The sequence below is a fragment of the Cellulosimicrobium cellulans genome (genome assembly GCF_001722485.1).
Classification (GTDB): Bacteria; Actinomycetota; Actinomycetes; order Actinomycetales; family Cellulomonadaceae; genus Cellulosimicrobium; species Cellulosimicrobium cellulans_A.
This window is the reverse complement of the sequence record NZ_LWGL01000245.1, coordinates 1-3,302: the sequence shown is the minus strand read 5'-3', so window position 1 is coordinate 3,302 and position 3,302 is coordinate 1. Positions and strand designations below refer to the sequence as shown.

Below are 3,302 nucleotides of genomic sequence, written 5' to 3'. Positions count from 1 at the left end.
GCCCGGCGCCGTCGGCCCCTCAGCGGGCGCGCGCACCGCCCGCGTGTAGCGTGCCAGGAGGGGCTGCAGCCGACGACGCCCGCAGGAGGTCGCCATGTCCGACCGGGGATACCAGCTCGCCGCGATCCGCCACGGCTGCACCCGGCGCGGACGCACCTGCCCCGTGCTCGCCGCCCGGTACGTGAACGACACCACCCGCCGGTCCGAGATCGCGTCCAGCAGCGGCCCGTACGCGTCCCCCACCGCCCGCACCCGCGGCACCAGGCCCGTCACCGCGTCCATCGCCGTCTCGCCCGCACCCGCCGCGCGCAGCTTCGTCAGCGCCCGCGAGATGTCCGTGCGCAACGTCTTGTCCTGCCAGAACTGCGCCGCCAGCGCCAGCACCCCCAGCTCCGCCGGCGTCAGGTCCACCGGCGGCAGCGCGTACGCGTCCTGGTCGATGCGGTACCCCACCTCGTCCGCATGACCCCCCGCGTCCACCGTGACGATCGGGATCCCCAGGTCGCGCAACGTGTCCTTGTCCCGCTCGAACATGCGCTCGAACGCGTCCGGCGACGGCGCGTCGCCGTACCCCGCGACGCTCCTGCGGATCTGCTGCTTCGTCATCGACGCGTTCGTGTTCACCAGCGCGATGACGAGGTTCAGCAGCCGGGCAGCCGGGTTCGACGGCACCGCCGACGACGACGCGGCACGGGAGGAGGCAGACTCGGACATCGGGCACCACGCTAGCGGTCGATAGGGTGAGCGGCGTGATCACGTGGCGGACCGGGACGGTGGAGTCGCAAGGACGGGCCTGGCCCGGTGCCCAGGAGCTCACCGTCACCCTCGACGACCCCCTCCCCGGACGCACCGACGACACCACCGTGCGCGCCCTCGCCTACACCGACCTCGTCGGCACCCCCGCCCCCGGCGACGGACTCCTCCTCAACGTCTCCGCGCTCGCCCGCGGCCTCGGCACCGGCGGCTACGCCCTCGTCACCGGCCCCGCGCGCCCCGGCACCCCCCTGCCGCCCGACCCCGCCCCCGGACCCGGCCACCTCGTCAAGGCCCGCTACACCCCCCTGCAGGCCCTCGTCCTCGGCGTCGACGAGCAGGAGTCCCCCCACCACGACATCCTCCGCGACGCCGACGACCTCCACGGCCTGCCCGTCGTCGTCGCCGACCTCCACTCCGCCCTCCCCGCCGTCGTCGCCGGCGCCCGCCACGCCGCGGCGCTCGCGGCCCGCCCCGCCCCCCGCGTCACCTACGTCATGACCGACGGCGGCGCCCTGCCCGCCGCGTTCTCCCGCACCGTCGCCACCCTCCGCGACACCGGCTGGATCGACGCCTGCGTCACCGTCGGCCAGGCCTTCGGCGGCGACCTCGAGGCCGTCACCGTCCACACCGGCCTCCTCGCCGCCCGCCACGTCCTCGACGCCGACCTCGTCGTCGTCGCCCAAGGACCCGGCAACCTCGGCACCGGCACCCGCTGGGGCTACTCCGGCGTCGCCGCCGGCGAAGCCCTCAACGCCGCCGCCGCCCTCCACGGCCGCCCCGTCGCCTCCCTGCGCGTCTCCGGCGCCGACCCCCGCGAACGCCACCTCGGCATCTCCCACCACTCCCTCACCGCCTACGGACGCGTCGCCCTCACCCCCGCCGACGTCGTCGCACCCCAACCCACCCCCGACGTCGAGGCCCTCCCCGGGTGGGGACCCCTCCTCACCCGCCTCGTCACCGAGCAGACCACCACCCTCACCACCCCCGCCGGACGCCACCACCGCGTCGACGTCCCCGTCGACCACGCCCTCCTCGACGCCCTCCGCGCCACCCCCGTCCGCCTCTCCACCATGGGCCGCGGCCTCGACGACGACCCCGCCGCCTTCCTCACCGCCGCCGCCGCCGGCGTCCACGCCCAAGAGCTCACCACGGCATGACCACCGACCAGGGGGCCACCACCACGCCGCACCGCGCACCGACGCGCAGCCGAGCAGCAGACGCGCGCCGCCCCCGCCAGCGCCGCCTCGTCATCGTCGCCACCCTCACCACCACCGTCCTCGCCGCCGCCGCCACCGCACCCCCCTGGACCTGGCGCACCCCCGACTGGCTCGACCGCCTCAACCAGACCGGACCCGAACCCCCCGCCACCCTCCGCTGCTCGGCCGCGCGGTCGCCCGCGGCGCGCACGCGTGCGCCGCGCGCGGCCACCTGCCCACGCAGCACGAGCTGCAGACCTGGATCGAGGCGGTCGAACGACTCGCCACCCAGCCACCCGACGAAGGGACCACCCGGTGACCGAGAGCCCGAGCCCCGACCGCCACGAGCCGCACCCGGACGTGACGCCGCTGCCTGTCGCGGACGTCGCCGCGCACGGCCGTCGCATCCTCGACGAGGTCGCGACGGCGGTCGTGGGCATGCGCGAGACGCTCACCCTCGCCCTCGCGACCGTCCTCGCGGGCGGGCACGTGCTCCTCGAGGACGTCCCCGGCCTCGCCAAGACGCTCGCCGCGCGCAGCCTCGCCCGGGCGCTCGGCCTCGACTTCGCGCGCCTCCAGTGCACGCCCGACCTGCTGCCGTCGGACATCACCGGCTCGACCGTGTTCGACCCCGCCACCCGGACGTTCGAGTTCCGCCCGGGGCCCGTGTTCACCGGCCTGTTCCTCGCGGACGAGATCAACCGCACCGCGCCCAAGACGCAGTCCGCCCTGCTGGAGGCGATGGCCGAGCGCCAGGTCACCGTCGACGGGCGGACCCACCGCCTCCCACGGCCCTTCCACGTCGTCGCGACGTCCAACCCCGTCGAGTACGAGGGCACCTACCCGCTGCCCGAGGCGCAGCTCGACCGCTTCATGGTCCGCCTCGCCGTCGGCTACCCCGACCGTGACGAGGAGCGGGACGTCCTCGCGCGCCGCATCGCCCGGCGCCACGACGAGCCGGTCGTCGCCCAGGTCGTCGAACCGGGGACGGTGCTCGCGATGCAGGCCGGCGTGGAGGCCGTCGACGTCGACCCCGACGTCGTCGGCTACTGCGTCGACCTCGCGGCCGCCACGCGGACCCACGACGCGCTCGAGGTCGGCGCCTCGCCGCGCGGCTCGCAGAACCTCGCCCTGCTCGCCCGCAGCGTCGCCGTCCTCGACGGCCGCGACTACGTGCTGCCGGAGGACGTCAAGCGCGTCGCCGTGCCCGTGCTCGCGCACCGCCTCACGCCGACGCCCGCGGCCTGGGCGGCCGACGTGCGCCCCGAGACCGTCGTGCGCTCGCTCCTCGCGACGGTGCCCGGGCCGGCCACCGTCGGCGCCGGCACCGCCCACGGCGTCGCGGGGTGA

At 76.2% G+C, this 3,302-nt stretch carries 3 protein-coding genes; 2 read left to right on the top strand and 1 reads right to left on the bottom strand.

Going from position 1 to position 3,302, the window contains the following annotated elements:
• Window positions 1-714: helix-turn-helix transcriptional regulator (locus JZ5iCDA_RS16425; RefSeq protein ID WP_436967419.1), on the bottom strand; the 714-nt coding region annotated here is incomplete at its 3' end.
• A 35-nt stretch (window positions 715-749) separates the two neighbouring features.
• Between JZ5iCDA_RS16425 and JZ5iCDA_RS16420 the strand changes: the two genes are divergently transcribed.
• Both JZ5iCDA_RS16420 and JZ5iCDA_RS16410 read left to right on the top strand, forming a co-directional pair.
• Window positions 750-1,913, top strand: a complete 1,164-nt coding sequence (locus tag JZ5iCDA_RS16420) for a DUF3866 family protein (RefSeq protein ID WP_069388106.1) — start codon at window positions 750-752, stop codon at window positions 1,911-1,913.
• 354 nt (window positions 1,914-2,267) lie between these two features.
• Window positions 2,268-3,302, top strand: a complete 1,035-nt coding sequence (locus JZ5iCDA_RS16410; RefSeq protein WP_083260107.1) for an AAA family ATPase — start codon at window positions 2,268-2,270, stop codon at window positions 3,300-3,302.